The 26179-nt window shown below is 30.5% G+C and carries 24 protein-coding genes, 1 tRNA gene and 1 pseudogene; 10 read left to right on the top strand and 16 right to left on the bottom strand.

The window, feature by feature from the left end; translation table 11 throughout:
- Window positions 1-477 precede the first annotated feature (477 nt).
- The 12 genes from NHF47_RS06905 to NHF47_RS06850 all read right to left on the bottom strand — a co-directional run bounded on the left by NHF47_RS06905 (window position 478) and on the right by NHF47_RS06850 (window position 13831).
- A complete protein-coding gene (locus NHF47_RS06905; RefSeq protein WP_252764233.1) occupies window positions 478-1128 on the bottom strand; it encodes a response regulator transcription factor in 651 nt (216 codons plus the stop codon).
- Between the two features lie 64 nt (window positions 1129-1192).
- Window positions 1193-3001: a sensor histidine kinase gene (locus NHF47_RS06900; RefSeq protein ID WP_252764232.1), complete on the bottom strand. Its 1809-nt coding sequence runs from the start codon at window positions 2999-3001 to the stop codon at window positions 1193-1195.
- A gap of 67 nt (window positions 3002-3068) precedes the next feature.
- On the bottom strand, window positions 3069-3422 hold the full coding sequence (locus NHF47_RS06895) for a hypothetical protein (protein ID WP_140997568.1): 354 nt from the start codon (window positions 3420-3422) through the stop codon (window positions 3069-3071).
- A 5-nt stretch (window positions 3423-3427) separates the two neighbouring features.
- Entirely contained in the window at window positions 3428-4480 is a 1053-nt protein-coding gene (locus tag NHF47_RS06890) for a hypothetical protein (protein WP_252764231.1), read from the bottom strand.
- Window positions 4481-4492: 12 nt separating this feature from the next.
- A complete protein-coding gene (locus NHF47_RS06885; RefSeq protein ID WP_252764230.1) occupies window positions 4493-5515 on the bottom strand; it encodes a hypothetical protein in 1023 nt (340 codons plus the stop codon).
- A gap of 3 nt (window positions 5516-5518) precedes the next feature.
- Window positions 5519-6019, bottom strand: a complete 501-nt coding sequence (locus tag NHF47_RS06880) for a hypothetical protein (protein WP_252764229.1) — start codon at window positions 6017-6019, stop codon at window positions 5519-5521.
- Between the two features lie 57 nt (window positions 6020-6076).
- The gene (locus NHF47_RS06875) at window positions 6077-8575 is read right to left on the bottom strand and encodes an MORN repeat-containing protein (RefSeq protein WP_252764228.1); all 2499 of its coding nucleotides are present in this window, start codon (window positions 8573-8575) and stop codon (window positions 6077-6079) included.
- Between the two features lie 3 nt (window positions 8576-8578).
- Entirely contained in the window at window positions 8579-10327 is a 1749-nt protein-coding gene (locus NHF47_RS06870; protein ID WP_252764227.1) for a hypothetical protein, read from the bottom strand.
- A 7-nt stretch (window positions 10328-10334) separates the two neighbouring features.
- Window positions 10335-11282, bottom strand: a complete 948-nt coding sequence (locus tag NHF47_RS06865; RefSeq protein ID WP_252764226.1) for an RHS repeat domain-containing protein — start codon at window positions 11280-11282, stop codon at window positions 10335-10337.
- Between the two features lie 11 nt (window positions 11283-11293).
- A complete protein-coding gene (locus NHF47_RS06860) occupies window positions 11294-12196 on the bottom strand; it encodes a hypothetical protein (RefSeq protein ID WP_252764225.1) in 903 nt (300 codons plus the stop codon).
- 21 nt (window positions 12197-12217) lie between these two features.
- Window positions 12218-12850 carry a hypothetical protein gene (locus NHF47_RS06855; RefSeq protein ID WP_252764224.1) on the bottom strand — a complete coding sequence of 211 codons (633 nt, stop codon included), beginning with the start codon at window positions 12848-12850 and terminating at the stop codon, window positions 12218-12220.
- Window positions 12851-12862: 12 nt separating this feature from the next.
- Window positions 12863-13831, bottom strand: coding sequence for a hypothetical protein (locus NHF47_RS06850; RefSeq protein WP_252764223.1), 969 nt, complete (start codon window positions 13829-13831; stop codon window positions 12863-12865).
- 655 nt (window positions 13832-14486) lie between these two features.
- On the opposite strand from NHF47_RS06850, the gene NHF47_RS06845 reads away from it, so the two are divergent.
- From NHF47_RS06845 to NHF47_RS06820, 6 genes and pseudogenes are all read left to right on the top strand, one after another.
- Window positions 14487-14996 carry a hypothetical protein gene (locus NHF47_RS06845; protein ID WP_252764222.1) on the top strand — a complete coding sequence of 170 codons (510 nt, stop codon included), beginning with the start codon at window positions 14487-14489 and terminating at the stop codon, window positions 14994-14996.
- A gap of 50 nt (window positions 14997-15046) precedes the next feature.
- Window positions 15047-15439 (top strand): annotated as a pseudogene (locus NHF47_RS06840) (RDD family protein); the annotation flags it as partial.
- Window positions 15440-15484: 45 nt separating this feature from the next.
- Entirely contained in the window at window positions 15485-16438 is a 954-nt protein-coding gene (locus tag NHF47_RS06835) for a T9SS type A sorting domain-containing protein (protein ID WP_252764220.1), read from the top strand.
- A gap of 821 nt (window positions 16439-17259) precedes the next feature.
- A complete protein-coding gene (locus NHF47_RS06830) occupies window positions 17260-17649 on the top strand; it encodes a hypothetical protein (RefSeq protein ID WP_252764219.1) in 390 nt (129 codons plus the stop codon).
- A gap of 38 nt (window positions 17650-17687) precedes the next feature.
- A complete protein-coding gene (locus NHF47_RS06825; RefSeq protein WP_252764218.1) occupies window positions 17688-18341 on the top strand; it encodes an energy transducer TonB in 654 nt (217 codons plus the stop codon).
- Between the two features lie 110 nt (window positions 18342-18451).
- Window positions 18452-20752: a TonB-dependent receptor gene (locus NHF47_RS06820; protein ID WP_252764217.1), complete on the top strand. Its 2301-nt coding sequence runs from the start codon at window positions 18452-18454 to the stop codon at window positions 20750-20752.
- Between the two features lie 62 nt (window positions 20753-20814).
- Here the strand turns inward: NHF47_RS06820 and NHF47_RS06815 are convergent, their stop codons facing one another.
- The 4 genes from NHF47_RS06815 to NHF47_RS06800 form a co-directional block, all read right to left on the bottom strand.
- A complete protein-coding gene (locus tag NHF47_RS06815) occupies window positions 20815-21534 on the bottom strand; it encodes a GNAT family N-acetyltransferase (RefSeq protein WP_252764216.1) in 720 nt (239 codons plus the stop codon).
- The gene (locus NHF47_RS06810; RefSeq protein WP_252764215.1) at window positions 21534-21983 is read right to left on the bottom strand and encodes a DMT family transporter; all 450 of its coding nucleotides are present in this window, start codon (window positions 21981-21983) and stop codon (window positions 21534-21536) included. The genes NHF47_RS06815 and NHF47_RS06810 overlap by 1 nt, the downstream gene beginning before the upstream one ends.
- Window positions 21984-22037: 54 nt before the next feature.
- Window positions 22038-22637 (bottom strand): Crp/Fnr family transcriptional regulator, encoded by a 600-nt coding sequence (locus tag NHF47_RS06805; RefSeq protein ID WP_252764214.1) that lies wholly within the window; start codon window positions 22635-22637, stop codon window positions 22038-22040.
- A gap of 133 nt (window positions 22638-22770) precedes the next feature.
- Window positions 22771-22845 (bottom strand) — tRNA-Pro (locus NHF47_RS06800).
- A gap of 230 nt (window positions 22846-23075) precedes the next feature.
- Here NHF47_RS06800 and udk point away from each other — a divergent pair.
- The 4 genes from udk (at window position 23076) to NHF47_RS06780 (ending at window position 26158) form a co-directional block, all read left to right on the top strand.
- Window positions 23076-23684, top strand: a complete 609-nt coding sequence (gene udk / locus NHF47_RS06795) for a uridine kinase (RefSeq protein ID WP_252764213.1) — start codon at window positions 23076-23078, stop codon at window positions 23682-23684.
- A 1-nt stretch (window position 23685) separates the two neighbouring features.
- Window positions 23686-24027 (top strand): septum formation initiator family protein, encoded by a 342-nt coding sequence (locus tag NHF47_RS06790; protein ID WP_252764212.1) that lies wholly within the window; start codon window positions 23686-23688, stop codon window positions 24025-24027.
- Between the two features lie 128 nt (window positions 24028-24155).
- Entirely contained in the window at window positions 24156-25535 is a 1380-nt protein-coding gene (locus tag NHF47_RS06785) for a methylmalonyl-CoA mutase subunit beta (protein WP_252766065.1), read from the top strand.
- Complete coding sequence (locus tag NHF47_RS06780; protein WP_252764211.1) at window positions 25532-26158, top strand: hypothetical protein; 627 nt, start codon at window positions 25532-25534, stop codon at window positions 26156-26158. Before NHF47_RS06785 ends, NHF47_RS06780 begins: the two co-directional genes overlap by 4 nt.
- Window positions 26159-26179 lie beyond the last annotated feature (21 nt).

Raw genomic sequence — 26179 nt, 5'->3', positions numbered from 1 at the left:
AATTGCATCGTACAAAAATTCGGCATGTTTGCCTCCGTAGGTTTTTTCCCAAAGGATGTCTTGGGCATAAGTAAATGAGCTTGCCAAAAGAAAGGCAAACCCAAAGAATGAGGATTTTTTTTATCATAAGAATAGCATGTAATTTTTTACTCGAGAACAAAACTAGGTCTTCTTACCTATATGGGTCAATACGTATTTATACGTATTTTTTATACTTTTTGTTACGTATAAATACGTACTTTTTGAATTTCTCTACTCTATAGAGTAGTAAAAAAGCTAAAAGATTGGTTAAAAGACTTTTATTTTTTCTGCGGCAAAAATAGTCTGCCCATTTTTTAAAAAATAGGAATATTTTACATTTAACTGTATTTACAGAAAAACTGTAATTAATGTTAAATTATATGCGCTAATTTATTTTAATTGTTTTAGGTCAATACTTGTATTTCAATCCTAAGCAATAAAAGGTTTAGAAAAAAACTAAATCAATCGTTTTTTCCTTGCTAAAGCTAAAGCTTCGGTTTTAGAGTGTACTTGCAGTTTATGATAAATGTTTTCAATATGCCTTCTCACTGTGGAAGGAGAAACAATTAAGTTTTCTGCAATTGAAGTATAAGGAAGTCCAGTTGCCAATTGCTCTAGAACTTCAATTTCACGGTTGGTAAGAGTAACAGTATCTTCCTCATTTTCAATTTTCTCTTCTAAAGGAGAACGAAGAAGATTAAGCGTTTTGAGTGCAATGGAAGGCGTCATTACTGCCCCGCCCTCTCTCGTTTGTATAATGGCATCATAAAGTGCTTTAGGATCGGTATCTTTAAGTAAATACCCATCAGCTCCAGCTTGGATAGCATTGAAAATGTTTTCGTCATCGTCAAAAACGGTGAGTACAATAATTTTAATTTGTGGATATTTTTGTTTGACCAAAGCAGTAGTTTCTATCCCATTTAATTTTGGCATTTCAATATCCATTAGAATAAGATCAATCATGCGATTCTCTGCTAATTTTTCCAAACACTCTAGACCATTATTAGCAGTAAAAGCAATGGTTATTTCATCAAAAAAGGAAAGTTTGTCTTTTACACTCTTGATAAGAAAATTATTATCGTCTATTACAGCTATTTTTGTTTTCATAACTCTTTTATGGGTTTAAGTCTTATAATCCAATGTTTTTAAATAGTAATCATTTCATTATGATTTAAACCTCAAATGTGATTCTTGTTCCTTTTTCTTTTTCTGATTTTAAGCTAAGTTCATTACCTAACTCCAAAGCTCGTTTTCGCATGTTTAAAAGTCCGTTACCTGCTTCAATTTCTTCTTCTACAAATCCTTTTCCATTGTCGGCTATCTCAAACTGGATTCCAACAATAGTTTGGCTTATGTATATTTTGATTTCGGTTGCTTCGGCATATTTTACCGCATTATTTGTAGCTTCTTGAATGATGCGAAATATATTCAACCCTTGCAGTCCCGTAAATAAATGATTATCATCAATTGAAGGATCTGTTTTTAGGGAAATCTGAATGTTTTGATGCGATAATTTTGCCTTTTCCATAAAGTTCGCAATACGACTTTTTAAATCTTTTATGCTTATCGTTGTTTTATTCATAGCCCAAATCGTATCTCGCAGTTCTTGTATGGTTTCTTTAGCAAATGTTCCAATACTATTTAATTTATGAGTTACAGATTCGTTACTGTCTGAAATGTAATATTTAATAGTATCAATTGCAGAGACTATAAAGGAAAGTTGCGCTCCAATATTATCATGTAAATCTCTTGATATGGCTAGCCGCTGTTCTTGCAATTTAGTTTGGCTTTCGATTTTTTCTAAGGCTAATTGCAATTCATTATCTTTTTGTTGTTGGATGTTTTTAAGAACTTGCTGTTTATAGAGTATAAAGCCTATTAAACCTATGATAATTGCCAATGCGATAAGTCCGAATATCCATTGATTACGAATTTTAAGTGCTAGCTCTTTTTCAGCAATTTTTTTCTCTTTTTCAGATGTTTCGTATTTAGTGGCAATTTCTTCTACATCTTTAAGTTTTTGTGCGGTATACAAACTATCGTTTAAGACATTGAAATTTTTCAAACTTTCAAATGCTTTTTCATAATTTCCTTGTGCTTGATAGTTGTCAGTGATTTGTTCGTAATTGTATTTTTGAATGTCCAAAAAGTTGATCTTCTTAGCCACTGCATTACTTTTAAGAAAGTAATTATTAGAAACCTTAAATTCTTTAATTTCTTTGTAATATTCTCCAAGTGCTGTATAATTCAACATCCTAGCAAAATCATCATTTAATTTTTCTCGAATTTTTAGCGCTTCTAACAAGTAGTTTTCTGATTTTTTATAGTCTTTGATTAATAGTTGATTGTATCCTAAAAACTCAAGTGCATATCCAATTCCTACGCTGTCTTTCCTTTCTTGTTGAATTCGTAAAGATTTTTCAAACCGTTTATTTGCTTCTGCATAATCTCCTTCGTCTCGAAAAACGACACCACTTTCATTATTGATTCGAGCAATACCTTCTAGATTTTTTTCTTTTTCATATAATTGTAATGCTTTTTCATAAAATTCTAATGCTCGATTAGGTTGACGAAGTTTACGATACATACGAGCCATATCGTCGTACAATAACCCTAACTTTTCCGTGTTTTTAGTTGGCTCTAAAACCTGTAAAGCGCGATAGTAATATACTGAAGCACTGTCTATATTTCCTTTTTTACCTAATGACAAACCAATGGTCCGTAAAAAATCACCTTTATTTATGTTGTCATTTTTTTCATTCGCGAGATTGTATCCAAGTTGCGCTAATGCAATGGTTTCATCAAATTTAGTGGCATAGATTTCTTTTATATTTTTCTGAAGGAAATCAATTTTTTGATTGTAATCTTTCTTATTGTTTACCAATTTCGTAATACTATCTACTAATGATAATTTTTGGGCTGAAGTAGTTAATGATAACAACATTAGGCCTATTATTACTATAATATTATTTAATCTCATAAAAATATATTTCTATTTCATAATAAATCCGTATAAATTTATTAAAATTATTATAAGTATTTTCTTCTTATTGTTTCCTTTTTAAAAGATATAAAGAAGTGTATATTGCTTTCTTAGTATTTTGTAAAAATAATGTTGCTTCTATTTCCTTTGTTTTTTCTGAAGCTTCATTCGGAAAAAGCAAATCCAACTCTTTTATTCTATTATTTATAATGTAGTTGATTTCATCTTCAAAGACTACAACTTCCTGATTTCTTTTATGTAAATTGAATTGATTCTGCAGCTCTATATGTTTTTCATTTGGATGTGAATACAAATTTGAATAGGCTATAAAATAGTTTCTAAATAAACAAACTATCAAATATAAAAGTCCAATAAGAACTAAAAAAAATAGCGCTAAAGCTAAAATATTATTTTCCATGATGATTACTTTTTTTTTAATCGAATCCATTTTACAATTGCCCAAATGAGAATACTAACTAAAATCAATCCAATTATAAAAGGTGCGAAAATCACAAAAAGGGTAAGTAATCCAGGTAAAGCACCTTCTAGAGTATTTTCTACTTTATAAGGATTACCCAATTCTATATCCGAAAAAATTAGTGTTTCAAACGGTAATTGACTCATTTGATCAATTTTAGTAAACCATTCGTTAGCTTGATCTACCTTTTTTTCAAAAGAAAAATTTTCATTGTATTTTGAATAGTTAACGATGAGATTGTCTTTTGGTGTAGGTGAAAAATTGTGTTTTTCTCCAGAAAAAATTTGATGCAAAGTATTGAATTTAAAACCAAATCCATCAGAAATACCTTGTACCTCTTTTGGAGTTAAACCTTCCATCAATTGGATATAAAAATTACCTTTTTCGATGTTATCTTTCCAAACACTTCCACTTTCTAATAAGTAAATAAAAGCATTTCTTTTTTCAATGTTATATCCTTTTCGAACTATAGCTTCGTTTGTATTGACGATAAAATACACTGCTACCTTTTGGATTTCATTGGGTGTAAATTGCATTTCCCAAACTTTCCAATTATCACTAAATGCATTAATATTATCGTAATCTTCATTATATTCAGAAAGATTCTCATTGAATAATGGTAACCATCTATTATTTGCTTTTATTTTAAACTGACTTAAAGAATCTAATATAATTTGATTTAGATCATTTTCACCTCCTGAATAAATACCATTAACCGGATAGCCCATTTTAAATTTTAGAACTTCATTACTCGTATTTTTAAAAATATACGTTCCTTTTACTACCGCAAAACCTTTATATAATTGAATATAAATGTGCTCTTGTTGCATTTGTACTTTTTTAAAAGTGCTAGCGTCTTCAGGGTATAACATGGTATAAACTGTTCCACCAGCATTCCAAATTCCAGGCTGCGCAGCATTGGCAAAGACTTTTTGAGATAAGATAATTGTCATCAGCAAAAATGCTGTGATTCTTATTTTTGAAATTATCGTTTTCATACTCTTACTGTTTTAAGGTAAATATTGTTGTAAAAGTGCTTCAAATATATGTAGCTTTTTATGGCGAAAGTCAGTTGTACCAGTGATTTTTCCATCAGCATATTCAATTTTAAAAAAACCAACACCTACGATGGTTTTAGTCTTTACATCTACTTCTGCTTCTGCAACAATATTGTTGTGTTCATCTCTTAAAAACAACTTCATATAGAATGGTATGATCTCGTCTTTATTTTTCAAATAAGCTTGTAAAGTTTGATCCGAATACTGTTTCAATCCAAAAGGCAAATTGTCTGTTGGTGCTTCCTCTTCAAAGCGCTGAATGCCTTTCATAAGTTTATCTTGAACGGTGCTGTCTTCGATTAACTTAAACTTAATCTCGCAAGCCTCATTTCCCATCGCATCTTTAAGGTAAGCCGTTGCATAAAAATAGCTTTTCGGTTCTACGTAAGATATAATTTCACGTTCTTCGAGATAGAAATAGTTGGTGATAATGTCGCCTTCTCCAGGTACTTTTTGCCGATGTATTTCTTTGTATAAATTTTCTTTTTTGCTGTAATAACGCTCCGTAACGGATTGCGTACCGTCTATATTAGCCTCAATTTCATAAAGCAGCTTGTTTTTGTAATGGAATTTGACATGACTTTTACTTCTGTCCTTAAAACGAATTTTCTGCTCAATGATACGATGTTCATTGTCGTAACTATATGAATATTTTCGGTTTAAATACGGATTGCTGTGTTCCCAAATTTCTTGATGTAAGCGATTATTTTTATATACTGCTTTTGATTTTGCCCAACTATCATCAAGGAAACTCTGGTTTTCGAAAGCACTGATTTTTCCGTCAGAGTTAAAACGATGAATAACTTTTTCTACTTTTTCAATACTATCTCCTTCAAAACTGTAGAAGACTTGTTCTACATGTGTCACCTGCTTCTTAAAGCCATAATCTTGGTAAGTAATATTAGGTAACGATTGTCCCTTACTTCCAACAAAAGCAAAAAATATGATGATTGAAAATACTGTTTTACATTTCATTTTCTATAGTTTATCGTTGTTGTTTATTGCTTGTTGAAATTCTTCCTTAGTAAATGTCTTCAGTGGGTTTATTTTTTTGATTAATTCCATCACAAACCATTGGTACATCTTTTCATATTGATTTTTAATGGTTGGATTAGAAAGATTTACAGTATAATGCATCACATCGCCATTGGCTAAAATAACTTCCATTTTTTCTATTTTTATTTTAAAATAGGATTCCATGAATTGGTAATGAATTTGAATTTTTAGTGTGAATCCGTCTTTGTATTTTTTTGAAAAAACTAACTTATAATCTTGTTCCGAAATTACAGCAGTTCTCAAAAATCGGAATCCAGGACGTAACATTAAGGCTTCATATTCTTCAATTTTAGGATGAATTGTTTTGAAATTTTGCTCTTTTTGGTAATAGCCGTAAAGTTCGGTTGTAGGGGAATTGTTTGGTTTTTGTCCAAAAACAAAAATTGTAAATAACCCTATAAAAATGAGGAAACGATTTTTCATTTGCTTAAACTTTATGCTTACCTATTTTATCAATTCAAAATTTTAACAAAACATTTTTTAATTTGATCTTGTATATTTTTGAATACGCTCTTTCGATTTTTCACGAATATAATCTCTTACCTCTGTTTGAAGTTTTGGTAAGGTATCTTTGGTAGCGTCTTTGTCCATTTTCATCATGAACTCGAAGGAAGCATAAGGTGCTACTTGATATATTTCGTTAATTAGGCTAGCATAAAATTGCCCTAGTAAATCTCCAGTTATTGCTTTTGCTTTCCACTTTTTGTCAAGATTAGCCAAATGTTGTTTTAAACCATCAGGATTGGAATTGTAAACATCAAAATACGCCTTAGCTTCGGTTGAAAGTGTTTTATTAGATGTATTTACAGGTTTTGGTTTTTCTATCGTAAAGTTACCGTTTCGTAAGACGCCATTGACCCAATTTCCTTTTTGAGTAATCACAAAACTTTTATCGGTTTTATAGCCTTTACCATTTAGGTTGCTATTTGAAAACTGACCAACATATGATTCACCATTAGATTTATAAACCAACATTCCAACGCCTTCCATTTTATTGGATTTAAATTCTCCCATATACAAATCGCCATCGTTATTTTTATACATTCCTAAATAATGTGGTTTGCTGTTTTGAAAAAAGCCATAGTACCAACTTCTATCACTGTATTTGTATTGTCCAAAACCATTGGCACAATCTCCGGCACAATTGCTTTTATAGATGTTGTTTGTGTAATCATAAGTTAGCATATCTCTAGTGAGTTTACCATTGGTGTAATATCCAGCCACAACTGCTTTGCTATTTTTAAGTTGGTATCCATAGCCGTTTTGTAAACCTTTTTGCCAAGTTCCGTAATAGATCACGCCTTCACTTTTCCATGAATATATGCCGTATCCGTCATAATTTCCGTCTTTAAAATTTCCAATGTAATAATTGCCATTAGGTAAGGTATGCGTAGCAACACCATTTATCTTTCCATTTTCAAAAAAACCTTCAATAACTTCTCCGTTTGCAAAACGTTTTTTGCTAAAAGTGTTGATGCAGTCGCCTGATAAACAAGTGTCTTTTTCTGTTAATTGAGTTTCAGTAGAAATTTTGTTTGCTGTGGCTGATTTTGCAGTTGTAGCTGCTGCAGCAGTGTTTGATTTTTGTACTTCTATTTTATCGGTTGATGCGTTGAATATACGCGCTTTGAAAAACTTTTTATCAACTACTTTATCAAAATCTGATAAAACATAATATTTTTTTGTTCCTTCTCCAACCTGAATAACTGGACTGCATGTGTTTGCTAAGAATCCAATTAAAGTATATTTTCCCTGTACATATACTCCATTTTCAAAAAGATACACATCATTTTTATTGGATATAGGAACATACCATAAACCAGCAATCTGTTTTCCAGCTACAGCCACAGTTCTTGTATCGGACAAAGGAGGCATATTTTCAAAAGCATAAGCACGACCGCTCTTTTGATTCACACTTACATAACTGCTCAATGCATTAGTATAATTTATTGTTTTCCATTCGTTGCCATCTGCAGTTGTTTTTCCATTTTCAATAACTCTTACATTTTTACTATTTGCGACAATTATATTTTCAGCTTCAGTAATTAGCTTTTCTACAGGTAATTTTTGACCATCTTTATTCGTATTTGCATAGGCGTTTCGAGCGATATAGTAGCTTTTTGATATAGGAATGTAAAACACATAATCATTTCCAAGACGACAAAAAAGAAGTTGTTTTTTTAACTCTTTACCATTAATATGTGGTCTTGCTAATAGAGGTGTGTTCGGAATTTTCCCTTTAGTAATGTCTTCTAAAACAACGCTAAAAGCACTAACCCCTTTGTCAAAATCACTATAATAAATAATATCTCGGGTTCTAGGTTTGATGGGTTTATTATCAAAGGAACTTAATTTTGTGGTATTAGTTTCGGCATCAATAAAGGATTTAGAAATCCAATTGCCTTTAGCGTCATATAGATATTCAAATTTTGTAGCAGAGTATCCTTTAAATTTTTCATATACTTCTATTCCGTTTCTAAAATGCGTCTCTTTTTCGTTTTTCTCACCACCAATTTCAATCTTAATTTCTTTTACAATTAAAAGATCTCCTTTTTTTTCATAGCTATATTCACTTGATCTGATTCTGTTTTGATTGTCTTTATAACTTTCTTTTACAACTCTGTTTAGATTATCGTAAGTATAAATTACTGGAGGAGCTTCATTGTATTTATTTTCAATTAAATTACCTTTTTCATCATATTTATAGCTATAACTATTGCCTTGGTAATCTTTAAATACAATTGCTCTGCCTTGATTGTCCTTTGCAATTTCTTCGTTACCTTCATAAGAAAACCATTTTCCATCTCTTGTAAAATAGTTGAGAATACTTTCTTGTAACACATCACCTTTTAGATTATGAAATTTCAAATCCACACCATTTGGAATTGGATTCATAGGTGCATTTACCCAATCTACTTTTTGAGAGAAAGTATTTAGAGTAGCAAGAGTAAAGAGTAAAGTAAGAATTAATCTTTTCATATTTTAAAATTGAATGTTCTTCCAATAATTTTTGTTTGTTTCTCCATTGACAACATAACCTGTACCATTACATCTTGGGCAAACGTTATCAACATGTTTTTCTATATATCGCACTTTTTTTGAAGCTACTTCGGCTGGTTTGTATGATGATGTGGTAACATGCTTATCATAGTAAACTCCCTTAACAACATAGGAATTACTTTTGTATTCTGCGGGTACAAAATAAGTTTCGTTTTTTTCGGCATAAACAGGGACTTTTATTGTTTTTGGACAAGAAGCATAATCATTAGCTCGAAAGGTTTCATTTACATATATTGGGCCACTATTTTTATCTAATTTTGTGAAGATATTTGGGTTATCTGTGAAAACGGTAATAGAATTATCTTGGGGATTAATGCTTTTGATTTTAGCAACTCTGTTGATTTTTTCTATATAAATTTCATCCGATGTTTTTAGTTGAGTAAGTTTAATATTTGAAAATCCAGAAAATAAATCCTTTGATTTTTCACCTACATAGTTAAATCCATCAAAAGGAATAGCGTCCCAAAAGTTTTTATCTGTTTTTTCATTATTTGCTTTAATGTATTTTACATTTTTAGGTTGCCCATTTTCAAACATTCCATAACAAGCATCAATTGTTAATAAATCTCCATATCTATCCTTTATTGTGAACATTTTCGTTCTGTATCCAATTCCGTGTAATTTTCCATTTTTAAAAAAGCCAACTTCCATAAAAATTCCGTCTCCTGCTTTTATATTGTCTTGAGGAATAAGGTTAATACCATAACCATTTAATGTTTTGATATTCTTACTAACCATTTTTGCCAAATGTGGTTTATAAACCTCAACATCAGTTTGTTCGTTTAATTCTACAATGTTTGGTTTTTCTGTAGCTTTCGCTTCAATTGTAAATTTTATTTCTTGGTCGAGTATTACTGCCCAATAGTTCTTTTTATTTACTTCGTCTTCTAAAAACACTACTGATCCATTGCCTAATTTAAAAGCTGTAGGTAGCAAAAAACCAGTTATAGAGTACCCAAAAACATTATTCATGAAAGTGCCTAAATGGTTGTATCCATAATAATACGCTTTATTATCACTCCTCCAATCCATAAGTTGTTCTCGCTCGGTGGGGAAATTCAAATAACTATCCGAGGGGTAAAAAGAGGGTTTCTTAGCTGGAATATAATCAACTAATCCAGAACCATATTTAGGATGACTAACCCACTGATGTGTTTCCATTTTCGGCAAATAGGCTTTGTCCATAATGGTATTCCCATCTTTGTCCCAAACTACAAAGCGCTCAACTTCTGGGTCTTCCTCGTCTTTTAATAAAACATTCCAAAGTTTACCGTTTTCATGAAAGATAGGATTCTCATAAATATCTTCTCTTTCTGGATTGTAATCGTAGTACAATTGGTCATTGGAAGCATAATACATCTTGCAATTAGGAAAACTTTCTTTGTCTGCTTTTTCTTTATACTTAACATTTTTACTGTATAATGCTACACTGTTAATAGTAAAATCTAGTCTTTCGTAAGTTCTATTCTTTTTAGCTGGTTTTCCTTTACTTTTTACGTTGTAGGGCTTTCTAAGATATTGATAATAATCAATGCGTTTACTCTCAAAATAATTGTAAGTACCAAAAACTTCACTACCAAACAGCTTGGTGTTGTCCATAATGAATTCTTGCCCAAATACATTAAGCACTAAAAAGATAGAAAATATAACTGTTAATACACATTTTTTCATAGCATTATTATTTATAATGTTTCACTTTCATATCAAAAATCAAATCAAAATTGGTGCTACCACTCTCGGTACCATCTGCATATTTTAGGTACTGAAAAACCATACGCTTTTGGGAACCAAACCTTCTGTCAAACTGAATTCTTTTGATCCAATCGCCTTGTTCATTACGAGCTTCCGCAGGAATATCAAACACAATTTTACTTGCAGTTTTTTGAAAAGTTTCCGATAAAGCATTGTTATTTCTTCTATAAGCAGTTCGCAATTTTAAAGCATATTCAAAAGGTTTCTCTACATCTTCAATTTCATATTCTATTCTTCGAACATTATCATAAAACGTAATTCTTTGTTTTTTGGAAATGGTAAAACTCGCAAATATATCATCGCCTTCATACATATAACAACTTTCAATAATACGATCTGATTTTTCAGTAGTTGTTTCTTTTATATAATTATATTTATGAATAAACTCTAAGAATACTTTAGTACCTGTTGCATTTCTTCTTGTCATGGTTTGTAACATGCCACCTTCATCATAGGTGAAAGTATCTGTATAGGTTGCGTATTTTCCTGTTGATGTGATTTTAATTAAATTTCCCTTGGCATCGTAGTGCATTTTTTGTGAACTATTGAAATTTTCGGCTGAAGCTATGGTATTGATGCTATCTAAAACACCGTTTTTATATACATAATTTTTGGTTGTTTCGCTCGCAAACTTTCCATAAATCCGGGTATATTTTTGAATAATATGACCTTCTTTATTGAATGAATACACTTCCGCCATTACAGGTTCGTAGCCTAAACTGTCACTTTTGTAATAGGCAATTTTAGCATGATCGGGTTGTTTTTGAAAACCATACGATTGCCAATAGGATTTGGGTGGTGAAATATGGTGGTAATTTTGTGCATTCACAAAAAAACCAACTAATAGCAGTAAAATAGTTACTTTAAATTTCATTGACTGTAGTTTTAGTTACGGTATTCAATAGTTCTTCTGGTAATGGTGTTACATTCCCATTTTCCATTTTTCATTTTGTAGTTTTTACGTTCTATCCAGTTGCCTTTTGCATCAAAGGTGTATTCAAAACGCTCTTTGTCTTGACCATCTACTTGGATTTTATCTAAATCTTGGTAGTCAAATTCATCTCCAAAAACATCTACTTTTCGGGTTTTGTAGTGATATTTGGTAACGCTACTTATTCCAAAGTTTGTAATAGTCTTTATTAGTTTTTTTCCATTGCTATTTAATACAATACTATCGGTTTGATCAAGTATATCATCAATGTATCGTTCAGTAATATGAACTGTATTTCCTTCAGTATTTGATTTATACCAATGCTTCGTTTGTTTTATTTTTTTCTTCTGAGGATTATATACTGTTTCTTGTGTGTAATCATCATCGTTGCCTTCATAAAGTACTTCAAAAACATCAGGTTGGGTTACATTTAATAAATAACGACTTACTTTAATTTTCTCTACATCAAAAGCACCATAAGTATAGTGCCAATCTTCAAGGGTTTTTAAAGTATTGGGATTGGTTATTTTTACCGACTTTAGTTGTCTAGAATTAGCGTCAACATAATAAAAAGCTATATCAAAATCGGCATAACTGTTGTTGAAATTGACAAATTGATAATCCGTTAATTGATACGTATTGTTCCACTGTAAATAGATTTCTAAAATGGGAAATTCTTCGTTTTCATCAACTGCAATTTCTTTAGTTGTCAAACTTTTAACTTGTGAAAAATCAATGACATCCACTTGATTTCTAAACTCCCATTCTGTAGGATAATAAGGGATGTAGTCTTGGGCAATTGTTACATTGATTGATACTAAAAGTAATGTAAAAAATAAGTAGTAATTTTTTTTCATGATTCTATTTTTATGATAGTATTATTTTAAATTATGATTGTCAGATGAAAGTTTTTGATTAAGCATTTTTAATAACAAAAAAGGAAATACAATAACGACTGAGCCCCACTGGTTTTCAGGTGTAAAAGTCTCTGGAAATCGTTTGACCAAAAAAAATAGTATTAAACCTCCCACAATTATTGAAACATGAAGTACTATCATATTCGGATTAAAGGCTCCAAAATAAATGGTTAATGGTTGTTGTTTCTGATGCAAGTAAATCCTTTCGAATAAAACAAAAATCAAATTGAGATTGAAAAACCAATTTTGAAAAAAAACAATTTCCATATTGGTTAGGATGATTTCTCTGTTGTCTGATACAGCAATAAAACCAAAAAAAACAATCAAGAAAACCCAATAAATACCCATCGAAAATAAACCGCCCATAAAACCGGTTGATTGCCAATCTTCATTTATTGCATTTGGATTTTTTTTAAAATACAATCGATCAACTATTAATCGTATCAGTTCATTCCACCAGAAAAAATACATCAAGTAAAACACTGTAGTTTGCCCATTGAGTACCGACAAAAGTGTTAATAACATGAAAACCAAAAAATCCCATTTTTTATATTTTTTTAATTGCTGGTCAATTATTGCTTGTAATCCCATCATTTGTTCTAAATATTATTTGAAATATTTCGAATGAAATTCGTTAAGATGGTGTTTTAGGAATACATCAATAGCTTGTTCTACCCCTTGTTCATATTTTGGAGCATCTGCAGGCACAATAGCGGCTTTAGCTGTGGCTTTGTTTTTAGCTACGTAAACCGTGCCAAATGCAGTTTTTGTTCCCCAATTGTCGTAATCTGAATCCACATAATTCGTGATTTTTTCTTCTTTGATAACACCGTCAATATCTAAATCTTTTTTTAGAATGCCTTGGTATTCGGCTAAAGGGGAACCACCAATTTTATTACGCCCAACAATAAAATGAACAATAGTACTGTTTTCTGATAAAACCAAATTTGTTTTAGCAACTACATTAGCACCTATACCACTTTTGTTAGAACCTTTTGACTTTACAAATTCTACATATAAATCCACTCGAATCACAGCTGCATCGTTTAGTTCTTTAGAAAGTTTTGTTGTGTTCTCTGTAGAGCCTTTCTCTTTATAAAAAAAACCTACATTCTGAGGATGTACAGTAATTGCTCCTTCAACAGTAGTTGAGGGAAGCATTTTTAGGCTGTCACTATATTGGTATCCTTTATAAAATTCGGTGTCTTTTGCTTCCTCTGTCTTCATAACATTAAAGCCTTTTTCTTTAAGGTCAGCTATAAATTGACTATAAGCAGTATTCGTAATATTCTGTAGTGTTTCTTCTGGAATATCTAATCCTACTGCAAGTGAAGCTTTTGCAGATCCCATAACAGCACCAAACAATCCCGAACCTCCTTTTTTTGAAGCTGCTTTTTCACTATACACTTGATAATGCACAGCAAAGTCGGCTATATATACATTTCTGTTATCAAATTTTGGTTTTTCTAAACTTAAAGGGCCAGATTTTCCAGGTTTAAATTCTCCTAATGTTTGAGCACTTAAAATAGCTGCATTAATACAAAATGCTATTAAAATAAAATGTTTTGCTTTCATAAATTTGGATTAATAATTTACTTTACAATATTATATTAATCCGTTTTTTTATGAAATAGGGCATTTGCACCATATTTATAGAATAGTAAATAATTTAGATCAATTAATGAATAAAACTGAAATGAGAAAGGGTTGCTTTAGATTTTTATATAACTAATTCTAATTTCTTTAGGAATAAGAATTATGATAAGTACTAATTTATTGCATTAGTATATTAAAAATTTTAAAGTATATTTGCTCGATAACTCAAACCTAAACAGTATATAAATTAGTATACGATTTAGTATACGTTTTTTATAATATTATATAAAAAACTGCGAAAATTAATGATTTTGGGCAATTCATAACCCTGAGGTCACGGGTTCAACTCCCGTCTTCGCTACGAAAAATCAAATCCCTAACTAGTCAAATAGTTAGGGATTTTTTATTCCTTAAATTTCGCTATTCTTTTATCTACTCTATATTTTATTTGAAATGACAACATGTTAATAACGTGGAAATAGATATATTTGAGAAAATAAAATTTTACATTTATTATTAATTTATTATTAATTTACAATTATAAATCAAATTCGTGTGATTTTATAATGTAGATTAACAAATTGGTTTTAACCAATAAAACTAAAATACAATTGTAAAATGAATATCTGAAATTATGAACTATGACTATTATCTTGAAAGATTCAGAAAATCAGCAGAGCAAATTGACAAAAAAATGCTGAATGAAAAACATCTTAAAATTCATGTAGGTGTCACTCTTGATTCGGTCGTTCTGAAATTGTATAAAACAACATGGGCAAATGACAAAACTGATCCAATTAATGATAAAACAAGGATTTTCTTTGCTATTTGGATAAATGACAAAACCTTACAAAACAACAAACTATTTTATAATATTCACGCGTTGAAACTTCGCGAATTAAAAGGTTATTCAATTACTAGCAGAATATTTGCTAATAATTTCAGAGAAGCTTTTATCAAGTTGGAACAAAATTGGGAAAATGTAAGCTTTGAATTTGGACCATTAACACTAATGGAAGGTTGGGAACATTTTGATAACGAAAACCTTGAAAATGGCATTATTAAATTGGCAAACAATTTTTCAAATATTGCCTATTTAATTGACAATACTTTAAAAAAATTTAAGTTAAAAAAAAATAATTGATTTAAAACTGTATTTAAAAACCTCATGAAACCTTATATTGGAAAAAAACAGTAGCTGCTTTGATAGATTATTCTATTATTGTAATAATTGATTTCTATTTAATATTTGCATTAGGTGAACCTGTAGCTGGAGAGCCAGAAAGTTATGAATTAAATGGTTTTCCCGCATTAATAACAATTTTCCCTTGGTTTATTTTTACTATTTGTTTCGAATACTTTTTAGGTTCAACCCTCGGAAATGGAATTGTGGGTTTAAAGCCAGTTGCGGAAGATAATTCAACTATGAAAATTACATTTATTCAATCTTTACAGAGACATCTGTTAGACCCAGTTGATATGTTTTTTTTAGGTCTCGTTGGATATTTGGTAATGAAAAACAATACAAAAGGACAACGATTAGGTGACATTTGGGCAAAAACTATAGTAATAAAATATAGAAATTAATTTTTTTATTATATTTAATTAATTATTAATTAAAACCCTTAATTTATGAAAAAAAATTACCTGCATTTTTTATTAGTATTCGCTTCTATCACTAGCTTAAATTCTCAAAATCTATGGGGTGTAGATGCTTCAATTGACGTAACTAATGCCCAATTTCAAAATAATTTCATAGAAACTGGAACAGCTAATAACTATAGCATTAACGATTGGACAGCTCTATCCATAAGTCAAAGTGGAGGTTCTGTAAGTCCTGGAGCAGCCTACTGGAAAAGAAACACACTCGGATATTCTCAAGGAGCGTATTGGGGCGGAACTACTCCTATTAATTCTCCTTCACAAGCAAATGGTATTGCAATTTTTGATTCTGATTATATGGATAATGGAGGCACAACAGGTGCTTTTGGAAATGGTAGTTCTCCAAGCCCACATAAAGGAGAGTTAATTTCGCCTAGAATTGATTTAACTGGTAATACAGACATTCCTCTGGCGGTAAAATTTTATTCTTTATACAGAAGCTTTCAAATTACAAAATTGAGCATATCTTTCTCTTCTGATGATGGAGTAACTTGGGGAAATTCAGTTGATTATAGATCTTTACAACCTGATTTAACTGAAGGATTTATAACAGTAGACCTTCCTTCAACTTCCACTGAAAATGTAACTAACTTAACACAATGTAGAATAAAGTTTACTTTTGAAGGTGATTATTATTTTGCAATAGTAGACGATATAACCATCTTAGTTTCAACATCTCTTTCTACTAACTCCTCTAATTACATTAGCAATACAATTAATTTATATCCAAATCCATCCTCTAATTTCATCCAAATTAAAGGAGATTTATCAAATCAAAAATTTAAAATCTATAATATACGTGGTTCAGAAGTTATGCATGGAACTATTTCTAGTAACAATCAAATTGATATCCATAATTTATCTAATGGGATATATTTATTAAAATTCAATGACGGGAATAGTGCAAAGTTTATTAAAGAATAAGTTTTTTAATTGTAATAACTTGTAAAATGTACAATCTACTTTAAAATTCAATTCTATTTCATAATACAGAAAAATTAAATATTCCTTTTCACTCTTATAATTTTATTTTAAAATAGGTTCAAATCCCGCTTAGATACAAAAAAGCAAATCCCTAATAAATCTAGTCATTAGGGATTTTTTATTTAATTTAGTTACTCATTTAAACACCCTATTTTTTAAAATTATATAGAAATAGGTATATTTGAGAAAATAAAATTTTACACTTATTGTTATTTTTATTTTAAAGAATAGCTCTGAGCTTATAATTATAATCTTTTAGAATCTATAGAATAGCATTTAGGTTATAAAAAATACCTTTTTGCTTATATTTAATAGCTTTTAGGTTATAAAGAAAAGCTTTTTGCTTATAAGTATCACCTTTTAGATTATAAAGAATACCTTTAAGGTTATAAACACAAGCTTTTAGATTATAAAGAATACCTTTTAGGTTTAAATTAAAAACCACTCCCTTACAGAGGGGTAATATTTTTATTTACTTTGTGCGTATGAAAAGCATTTCTACCTTTACTTTACATTTTAAAAAATCACTAAATTTATTCAAAGAAAAAACACAGGTCAACTAACACATAAAACGAATACAACTTAATATTAAATATGTCTTTGTCTTCTTCTATTTGCAGAAAATTCAGAACATAAAAGATAAATCTTTTATTGGAAAAATTAGAATGGAACACATTAAAAAATATTGGTATGTTTATATAGTTTTGTTTGTATTCTTTATGTTATACAAACCTGTTTTTTGTTTTTTAATTTTAGGTCTAATGATATTTGTTTTAGCATTAAGTTGTTTTTCTTTTATTGATTATATAAATAAAGAAGGAATAAAAACCAATGGAAAAATCGTTAAATACAAATTAGACAATGAAGGAAAAAAAACTCCAATTATTGAATTTAAAACCCTAGAAGGCAAATTAATAACCAAAACAGCATACTGTTATTTCTCAACAGATTTAAGCTTTTTAAAAACTTATTCAGACAAAAAAAATGAAAATATTGAAGTGATTTATGACAAAAAGAAACCACAAAAATTTATAATAAAAACTGAAAACAATTCTAATTCAGTAATTTTAACTGTCATGATAATTATCAGTCTAATTTTTATTGCAATTCCAATTGCCGAACTATTAGAGCTAATAAAAATTGAAATATAAAAATAAAACATCAACACAAACACCAATTACCTTTAACCATGAAAAACACTTTTTCTTTAACTACTCCACTCACTTGTCTTTTAATCGCTTTTTTTTCTTTTACTGCTATGAGTCAAAATGAAATAGATAGTATTGGCAACAAACAAGGGGAATGGATACTTTCAAATAAAAATTTTTCCTTAAAAGCAACTTTTAAAGATAATAAAACGGTTGGCCCAATGCGTTTCTATGAGAATGAAAAGTTAGTTTTGGAAGCTACAGAAGGACCAGATAAAACCTACACTTGGAAATTATACACCAATGAAGGTAACAAAGAAGGCATTGCTAAAAATAATGAAGAAGGCTTATTTCGATATTATGACCTACAATCCAATGAAATAGATTCTACTACTCTAATAAAACTTAATTCAATTGGTGAAATTTTACCAACTTATAATGGTGGCATCAATCAATTTCACATATATATCGCACAAAATATTGACTCATTAAACATTAAAAACGAAAAATTTAAAGTCGATTTTGTAATCAATCAAAATGGTAAAGTAACAGATGTAAAAATAGCTTCTTCAACAAACCCTAATTTGAATGATCGTATCATCCATTTTTTTGAAAATTCTCCACGATGGAATCCAGGTTTTCAACGCTTCCGTTTTGTAAAAGTTAAAATGTCAATTCCTTTAAACTTACAATAATTAAAAGCTAAAAATAAAATCATCTTACAGAAGGAATTGAAATCAGATTTTTTTTATTCTGTAATTTTAGTCTATTTTTACGACCAGTATCGTCTAACTTTAAACAAGAAATGAAAAAAATAGTTTTCTTGATATTTTTCTTAACTATATCAAACTTTTTCCACGCACAAAATCGCATTTCTGGAACCATTTCAGAAGAAAATTCAAATCTTCCTTTAGCTGGCGCTTATATTTATATTACCGAATGGAACAAAGGAGTTGTTTCTGATGAAAACGGCAACTATTCTATAACTTTAACTACAAAAGGTAGACTGACACTTCAATATTCCTATTTGAGTTACGAACCAGTAGTTAAAGAAGTTATTCTTTCGGATTCCAATACGGAACAAACCCTAAATGTACAATTAAAAAAGCATATCATTCAAATGGATGAAGTGGTGCTATCAAATTCATATATCAACACACAAAGTACCAATACTTATGAAGTTGATGTAGTGGATATTGATAATATAGCTAAAGTGGGTGGTTTTAGTGTAATGGACATTATTAATAAAATACCGGGTGTCGATGCAGTAACTTCTGGAACTATGGTAAGCCGACCTTCCATTCGCGGACTTTCAAGTAATCGTGTTTTAACAGTTATTGATGGGGTGCGTTTTGAGACCCAACAATGGGATGACGAACATGGAATTGGAGTAAATGAAAATGGGTTTGAAAAAATTGAAGTCATCAAAGGGCCTGAAAGTTTATTATACGGACCAGAAGCAATGGGTGGTGTTATTAATTTTGTAAAAACCAAACCAGCTCCTATTGGAACTACTCAAGGTTCCGCTTTTGCCGCTATGTCTACCAATAATTTGGGTTGGAGAGCCAATGCTAAAGTAGATGGCGCTAAAGAAAATTTGAATTGGGGTGTGAGTGCTTTAGGTAAACTTTTCTCTGATTATTTCATCGACAATCAATCTTTCCGTATTCCAAATACCCGTTTGTTAGAATATGGTGCCAAAGGGTATGTGGGTACCAATAGAAAATGGGGATCCACTAATTTAGAATATACTTTTAATCAAGCTTTTTTTGGAATTTTAGACGGTAAAGACATTACTTTTGGACCTAATGGAGAAATTATTAATAGTGATATTGAAAAAGAAAAATATCCATTTGAAATTGAAGCCCCTTTTCATACAGTAGTAGACAACCGACTTACTTCCCACTCTACTTTTCTAACAGGAAAATCGAAATTGGATTTAGTGGTGGGTTACCAAAACAACCACCGTACTGAAAATGAAGAATTATCTGGTGTAAAAAAAGGCTATAAGTATGTCGATATGACCTTGCAAAGTGTAACCTATAACTTGAAATGGTATGCTCCTACTTGGAATAGATTCAGTACCATTGTAGGTTCTCAAGGGATGTACCAAAACAACACCAATAATTCGGGAGCACAAACGGTTTTAATTCCAGATGCAAGGATTAAAGATTTTGGTTTGTTTGCAGTAAACAAATACCAATACCAAGCTTTTAATTTTAGCTTGGGTGCGCGTTTCGATTCTAGAAATTTAGATACAGATGAAACGAACGGCTTAAATTATACTATTCCCGAAATTTCCAAATCGTATAATAATGTAAGTGGTTCAGCCGGTATTGCTTATACTATTGCTAAAAAACTAACCTTACGCTCTAGTTTTGCAACAGGCTATCGTTCACCTAATTTAAACGAATTAACATCAAATGGTTTCAAATTAGAATCCCAACGTTTTGAAGTAGGAAATGCCAATTTTAAAAAGGAGCACAATCAACAATTTGATTTGAATGCGGTTTATGCCAATGAATCGATAAGCATTGAAGGGGCTTTCTTTGTGAATACCATTCAAAATTATATTTACATTGCACCAACAGGCTCTACAGTTCCTAGTAATTTAGATCCTGCTACAAATGTTCCATTGTATGAATTTCAACAATCGGAAGCACAAATTACAGGTGGAGAAGCTACGCTTTCTATTCATCCAGAAGGCTTAAAATGGTTCCGCTTGGACAATAGTTTTGCTACCTTAAAAGGAATACGAACAGATAATGATTCCTATTTACCCATGATGAACCCAACAAAATTAACCAATACCATATTCATTACGCTGAATGATTTTGGTAAATTTAGTAGTTCGGTTATCAACTTAACAGTTGCTTCTACTTTTGACCAAGACCAAGTAGCCGAAAATGAATTAAAAACACCAGGTTATTCTATATTTAATTTAGGAATTAGCACTACTTATAAGAAGACCGCTTTTACCTTAACTACGAACAATATTTTTGATCGCAATTACATCAATCATATGTCTCGTTTTAGACCTTATAAAATTGCGGAACCTGGCTTAAATATTGCATTAAGTGTAAAAATACCCTTGGATTTAAATTAATTTTAGAGATATAAAAGAAATAAAACCTTTCAGTAGTTGAAAGGTTTTTTTTATTTAATAAATTAAAGTTTCGCAATATAGTTATACACTAAAAAGTCCTGCTGAAATCCCATAGAAAGATATAATTCTTTTGCCCTCTCAGAAGCTTGTAAAACAGCTATAGTAGCTCCTTTTTTTTGAGCAAGGTTTAAAACAAATTGCATGATTTCTCTTGCAAAACCTTTTCCTCTCATTGCAGGAATGACGCCTAAGCAATGAATTCCTGCAACGGTCTCAGTAACATACAAAGCAACAGTTCCTACTCTTTCACCTTCAAAAGTTATGGTAAAAAAAGATATGGTATCTTTTGTTTTCTGAAGCACTTCATCTGAAATAGAATATCCAAAAGCCTTCTCAAAATTTGAAGTCCACATAGTTATACCCTCTTTATCTTCTATTTCTTGAAAAGACAATCGAAATAGTGTATCCCAATTTTTATCAAGTCGCAAAGACATCCCATATTGAATAGATTTTAGTCGAAACATGGAAAAATCAGAATGTTTATCATTTTCACCTTCTTTAAAATAAGCATATGTAAGTCCTATCTTGTTGTTTTCTAGTAGCTGCTTTATTTTTTCAATATCAACTTCGTTACTTTTTTGTGACCAAATTCGGTTAGGCCATTCCCCTTTATTTATTGTTGCTATTGCTGTATTTTCTGAAACAGTATAATCACCCGTTACTAAAGCCGCTTCTTTCCAAAGTGACGTTAAGTTTTTAATATTTATTTGCGTAGTATTCATCATTTCATATTTAATAAAAGAATTCCAATAATCATCGCTCCAATTCCTAAAACTCGTTTGGGTGTAATTAGTTCAACAGGCACTTCTAACCAACCGTAATTACCTGCTAAAAAAGAAAATAAAAGTTGCCCACATAAACCCAAAACTATTACTTTGGATATACCTAGTTTTGGTATTGTATAAAAATAAAAAGAGATGCCTAGCATACTAAAAAACGCACCAGCAAACCACAAATACCAAGGTACATTGACCAACAATGTAGTTGTAGGTGCTTTTTTTGTAAGCAAGCAAGCGAGTAAGATTCCAAACAAAGTACTTCCAAACGAAGTGACAACAACAGCAAATACAGGTTGTTTTAAATAGTTCCCTAACTGCGAATTAAATCCTGCTTGAACTGCTAAAAAAATACCACCTAAAAAGGCAATAGTGTATAAACTAATCTCTTTCATAGTGCAAAGTTAGATTAGAGAATTATAGTACTCCTTTACATATGTTGATGGATATTATTTTTCTTTTAATTCTTTACGAATGCGACTCAGCTGTGTGGGAGTTATACCGAGATGAGATGCAATATGATGTAACGGAATGCGTTTGTCTATAGTAGGATACATCTGTACTAATTGTAAATATCTTTCCGTTGCCGATTGCATTACCAAACTAATTTCTCTTTTTTCTTTATCTATCACCCAGTTTTTTTCAAGATAAGCAATATAAAAATCTTTTAAATCTGTATGTTTCTCAATTAGTTCTCTATACTTCTTATAATTTAAAGTGAGAATCGTACAATCTTCTAGTGTTTCTAAAGCAAATTCAGAAGGAATTCCTTTTAGACAAGACACTTTTGATCCTGCAAAGTTTTTTTCTAAAAAAATATTTTTATTATATGTATTTCCTTTCTCATCTATAAAATAAGCAATAATGGCTCCTTTACAAATAACATGAAGTGATTTTGCTACTTCTCCAACTTGTAAAAGCAAAGTTCCTTTTGAAAAATGCTCAAGTTCCGTTATCTCATACAACAATTCGATGGATGCATCACTTACAGGAGCATAACTTCGAATTACTTGTTCAAAAAGAAATTTATATGCTGTAGGATTTGACATTTTTTGTAAAATTTTACAATTATAAAAAGGTACTAGTCGTAATGGAATAAAAACATCATGAAAAATACAAAAAAATGCTTTGCGGCATAGTTTAAATAAAAAAAGCCTTTCTAAATCAGAAAGGCTTTTTTTGTCGGGGTGGCAGGATTCGAACCTGCGACCTCCTGCTCCCAAAGCAGGCGCGATAACCGGGCTACGCTACACCCCGTGAACGAGGATGCAAATATAAGACTAAAATTAAGACCTGCAAATAAAAAAATATTTTTTTTTTCAAATCAAAAAAGAGACTAAATAATACCCTAAATTTTCAACTTTACCTAAAAAAACAGTATCTTTTGAAGTCCTAAGAATTTACAATAGTTTTATAATCTATAATTTAGCGAATAGTCCTAAAATTAAAATCAAATACTTAAATTTGCCCAATAAAATAAATCAAAAATGTTAATAATAGGAATAGCTGGTGGAACAGGAAGTGGAAAAACCACTGTAGTTCACCAAATTATGAATGAATTACCGGCAACTGAAGTTGGAATTATCTCACAAGATTCATACTATAAAGAAACACATCACCTTAGTTATGATGAACGTACTAAAATAAATTTTGACCATCCAAGAGCCATTGATTTTGATTTATTAGTTGCACATTTAAAAGATTTAAAAGCAGGTAAAACGATTGAACAACCGGTTTATTCCTTTGTAACACACGATAGAACAGACGACTCTATCATTACACATCCTCGAAAAGTAATGATAGTAGAAGGAATTCTAATTTTAACCAATCCAGAGTTACGCGAAATGTTTGACATTAAAGTTTTTGTTCATGCCGATTCAGACGAACGCTTAATCCGACGTTTGAAAAGAGACATTGCGGAAAGAGGAAGAGATATGGAAGAAGTTTTGAACCGTTACCAAAACACTTTAAAACCGATGCACCAACAGTTCATTGAACCGACTAAAGCGTATGCTGATATTATTATTCCAAATGACAAATACAATACCGTAGCTATCGACGTAGTGAGAGCGGTAATCAAACAACGCATCCGTTAATTTGAAAAAAATTAAAAGCATATTATCACAATTTACTTTCCTTAGTTTTTTAGGAAACAGATACCTATTAGTAACCCTAGGATTTCTGGTTTGGATGCTTTTTCTAGACAATTATTCGTATTTAGAACATCGGGTTCTGAATAAAGAAATAGACGAATTGCAAGACAATATCAACTATTACGAAACCGAAATTAAAAAAGACAGTATTCGCATCAAAAAATTGAAAAATCCCGATCAAATTGAAAAATATGCTCGAGAAAAATATTATATGAAACGCGAAAACGAAGATATTTATATTATCGAATTTGAAGGAGAAGAAAAACAAGAGCAAAACGATTTTTAATTGATTTTGAAGTCTCACTTTTGCGCTTCTTTTCAACCATGTTCCTGCTGTACGCACTACAAGGTAGTTGGCTTCCATCAGGACTAAAACAAACGATAGGAACAGTAAAACCATTAAAAAAACAACTAATGGAAAGTCAAAAATTATTTCAAGAGTTTGAAGCCATTTCCTCTAAAGAATGGAAACAAAAAATACAATTTGAACTCAAAGGTGCCGATTATAATGAAACTTTAGTTTGGGAAAGTTTAGAAGGTATTAAAGTGAAACCTTTCTACCATGCAGACGAATTTGAAACTAATACTCAAGTCAACACTCAAGTAACCCAATTTAAAATTGTACAAAATATTTTTGTTCACGATGTTACAAAATCCAATAAAAAAGCACTAGATTCTTTACAGCGGGGTGCAGAAAGCATTCGCTTTACGATTGAAAATGAGTCGGTAATTATAAAGGATTTAATGCAAAATCTTCCGTTAGATAACAACCACTATTTTTTTTATTTACCTTTTTTATCAATCGATTTCGTAAATCAAATTAATGATTTTGCAACCAAAAATAAGGCAAATTTTTCTATCCAAATTGACCCCATAGGTCATTTAGTCAAAGAAGGAAATTGGTTCACCAATTTAGACACTGATTTTAACACATTAAATCAAATTGTTGCTAAAACAAACCTGCCGTTTCTAAATTTGCAAACGCATATTTATCAAAATGCTGGAGCTAATATCATTCAGCAATTGGCTTATACTTTAGCGCATGCAAATGAATATTTCAATAGAATCAACTGGTCTGTTGAATCTAATTCAAAAATAACCATTACTATTGAAGTTGCTGTGGGAACGCATTACTTTTTTGAAATTGCCAAACTGAGAGCCTTGCGCCTTCTATTTGAAATACTAGCAAAAGAATACCATCCCAATATCGAATGTCATATATTAGCAACACCAACGAAACGAAACAAAACTTTATACGATTACAATGTAAACATGCTTCGCACTACAACCGAATGCATGAGTGCTATTTTAGGTGGTGCTGATTCTGTTGCGAATCTTGCCTATGATGCGTTATATCATAAAGATAATGAATTTGGTGATCGTATTTCTCGTAACCAATTATTAGTTTTAAAGAACGAAAGCTATTTCGATAAAGTCAACAATCCTGCTGATGGCGCTTATTATATCGAAACTATTACAGAACAATTAGCTGAAAAAGCACTCCAACTTTTTAAAGATATTGAAGCAAATGGTGGGTTCATTACGCAATTAATTGAAGGCACAATCCAACGAAAAATAAAAGAAAGCGCTACCAAAGAACAAGAACTTTTCGATTCAGGAAAAGAAATTTTATTAGGTACTAATAAATATCCAAATAAAAATGACCGAATGAAGGATGATTTGGAACTATTCCCATTTGTAAAAACCCATTCGCGCAAAACGCTAATTACACCAATTATCGAAAAAAGATTAGCTGAAAAACTAGAACAAGAACGCTTAGCTCAAGAAGAATGATCAAAAAAATTATATCTATAGTATTTCTTATTTTCCTAAGCACTTCCTGTAAAGAAATTGCCGAAAAAACCTCTGAAGCAATCATTGAGAATCAGAAAAAAGAAATTAGTGGAACGTATCACACCATAAAAGCTGAAAAAATAAAAGTATTTTTACCTGAAGAATTTAAGTATACCAATACACAAAATTATTTAAACCAAATTGCACAATCTGGGGATAGTTCAGCTTATTATGCTGAAAAAAAACGCTTTAAAGACATTCAAGATTCTGGAAAAAAAATATATCTTTTTGAATATTTAAAAGGCGCTAGTATTGTAAAAGTTTTACCGGAAAGATACGTAGCCTTTACGAATTCTGATGCAAAATATATGCTTGGTATAGTTGATAATATAATCAAAGCTAACAATACCGAAATAGATTTTGAAATAATGGAATCACAGTTTAAAGGAAATAAAAACATCAGTATTTTTAAAGTGATTTACCAAGTAAAATCTCCCAAACTTATCGTAGACATGTACAAATATGTCTATTTTATTAGTTATAACAAAAAAAGTGTTTTTGTAAATTTAGAAACACCTTCTTTGCTTGATTTTGATCCTTATATTCAAAAAATAAGGCTATAATTAAATCAAAAAATGAATGTA

It is taken from the genome of Flavobacterium sp. NRK F7 (assembly GCF_024054195.1).
Lineage (GTDB): Bacteria > Bacteroidota > Bacteroidia > Flavobacteriales > Flavobacteriaceae > Flavobacterium.
The sequence above is the reverse complement of the archived record's forward strand: the minus strand, read 5'-3'. Positions and strand labels throughout refer to the sequence as shown.